Source organism: Kitasatospora sp. NPDC022785, from assembly GCF_055561295.1.
Genome location: NZ_JBVHHB010000065.1, coordinates 1 through 2,215, shown reverse-complemented (window position 1 = coordinate 2,215; position 2,215 = coordinate 1). Strand labels below are relative to the sequence as shown.

Here is a 2,215-nt window from a genome sequence, read left to right as displayed (position 1 = left end):
GTCTCCTTGGCGGCAGCCTCGTTGCCGCCGAAGTGCACCGCGACCAACGCGCCCTCGGCGGCCAGCCGCAGCGCGACCGCCCGGCCGATCCCGCGTGAAGCACCCGTCACCAGAGCGGTTCTGCCGTCCAGCTCAGCCATCTTCGTACCCTCCCGTTCGCCGCCGGTCCCGTGGTGGGATCCGGCGGTGGTTCACAACTCACCACTGCCCAGGGCGGACCGGCCCGACGGCCCCACAGGGCCGGCGACCAGCCGATCCTCCGGCGGATCAAGCTTCCCGTGCACGCGAGGCCGCATCAATGGGGACTACGCCACCGTCGCGATAACCGTGCGGTTATCGATCGGACGGCGGCCCGGAGCTGCCGGGCATCTCCGTGCCGGCACCGTCCCGGCCGACCCGACCCTCGCCCGAGCGGCCACGCTGTTCGTCAACGACCAAGACTCAACGGTGAGTTGTCCATCCTTCTGGCGTCCGGTCATGCCTCGTTCACACGGAGTATGTCGCCCTTCGGGTCAATAGGCGTCTAGTTGTTCAGCCAACTAGCCGCTCTCCCCGACCCGAAGGACCCTCGTGGCCACAGGCAGCTCCCTCACCCTCGCCTCGCCCGCCAGCCCCACCGAAGGCGACAAGCTCACCTTCCACTGGACGACCGACGCCCCCGACGCCAAGAACTGGGTCGGCATCTACGACGGCACCCGCCAGCCCGGCACCGGCAGCTCCCTGCTCTGGAAGTACACCCCCGGCTCCTCCGGCGACGTCCAGCTCGACACCTCCGCGCTCACCGGCGGCCCGTACACCGCCTACCTCCTGGCCAAGGACGGCTACGGCATCCTCGCCCAGACCGCGCCGTTCACCTTCCGCCCGAAGCCCGCGCCCGTCCGCCCGCACCTGGCCGTGGACGCGCTCACCGCGACGGCCGTCGCGCCCGGTGCCGCCGTCTCCGTCAGGCTCGGCGGCCTCTGGTGCCGGGCGGCGGGCACGCCGACCTTCCGCAAGGTCAGCGGGCCGTCCTGGCTCTCGGTGGCCGCCGACGGCACGGTGACCGGCACCGCGCCCACGACCACCGGCGAGGTTCAGCTCCTCGTCGGCGTCAAGGACACCGCCGGAGTCACCGACGCCCTCACGCTCACCGTCCCGGTGACCGATCCGGCCGCTCCCCCGCGCCTGAAGGTGGCGAGCTGGAACCTCGCCAACGCCGGCGCCGCCTTCACCGACGCACCGGAGAAGCAGCTGCGCACCGTCCTCACCCAGGGCATCGACGTCCTGGCGCTCCAGGAGACCGCCGGGACGGCCGCCCAGAGCCTGGCCACCGCCCTCGGCTGGTACGCCTACCAGAGCGCCGGCAGCGTGGGCATCCTCAGCCGGTACCCGCTCACAGCCGTCACGGCCGTCACCGCCTCACTGCCCGCCGCCGGGGCCACCCTCCAGCTCCCGGGCGGCCGCACCGTCCGGTTCTGGGCCGCCCACCTGGACGAGGCCACCTACGGCCCGTACGCCGTCCAGGACGGCCAGAGCGCCGCCCAGGTGGAGGCCGCCGAGACCGCCTCCACCCGCGGCCGGCAGGCCAAGGCGCTCGCCGCCGCCGTCCAGGCGGACGTCACCGCCGGGCGGGCCGTCGTCCTCGGCGCCGACCTCGCCTCGCCGTCGCACCTCGACTGGACGGCCGCCACGGCTGCCTCCCACAACGGGGTCGGCCCGCTCGGATGGCCCGCCACGGTGGCCCTCCAAGGCGCCGGCCTGGCCGACTCCTACCGGCGCACCCACCCCGACCCGGTGGCCGCACCGGGCAGCACCTGGTCGCCGACCCGCAAGCAGCGCGGGACCAAGCCGGAACCGCAGGACCGCATCGCCGCCGTCCACTTCGCCGGCCCGCTCACGACGGTCGAGGCCCACACCCTCGCCACCGGCTGGCCGCAGCCCGAGCCGAACGCCGCCGGCAACGGCTGGCCCTCGGACTCCGCCGCCGCCGTCGCCACCTTCCAGCTCTGAGAGGCCTGTTCGCGATGTCCGAACTCTCCCGCCGTACCTTCGTCGGCGCCACCGCGGCCGCCGGCGCCGCCGCGCTCACCGGCCTCCCCTCCACCCCCGCCCGAGCCGCCACTTCGACCGGCAGCATCGCCGACGTCAAGCACGTCGTCGTCCTCATGCAGGAGAACCGCAGCTTCGACCACTACTTCGGCACCCTCAACGGCGTCCGCGGCTTCGGCGACAAGCA

The 2,215-nt window shown here is 73.7% G+C and carries 3 protein-coding genes; 2 read left to right on the top strand and 1 reads right to left on the bottom strand.

Annotated features, from left to right (window positions below; genetic code table 11):
• The coding region (locus ACZ3YO_RS39840) for an SDR family NAD(P)-dependent oxidoreductase (RefSeq protein ID WP_465579183.1) at positions 1-140 on the bottom strand (140 nt) is incomplete at its 3' end.
• A 430-nt stretch (positions 141-570) separates the two neighbouring features.
• On the opposite strand from ACZ3YO_RS39840, the gene ACZ3YO_RS39835 reads away from it, so the two are divergent.
• Positions 571-1,989 (top strand): endonuclease/exonuclease/phosphatase family protein, encoded by a 1,419-nt coding sequence (locus ACZ3YO_RS39835; RefSeq protein WP_465579181.1) that lies wholly within the window; start codon positions 571-573, stop codon positions 1,987-1,989.
• 14 nt (positions 1,990-2,003) lie between these two features.
• The coding region (locus tag ACZ3YO_RS39830; RefSeq protein WP_465579179.1) for an alkaline phosphatase family protein at positions 2,004-2,215 on the top strand (212 nt) is incomplete at its 3' end.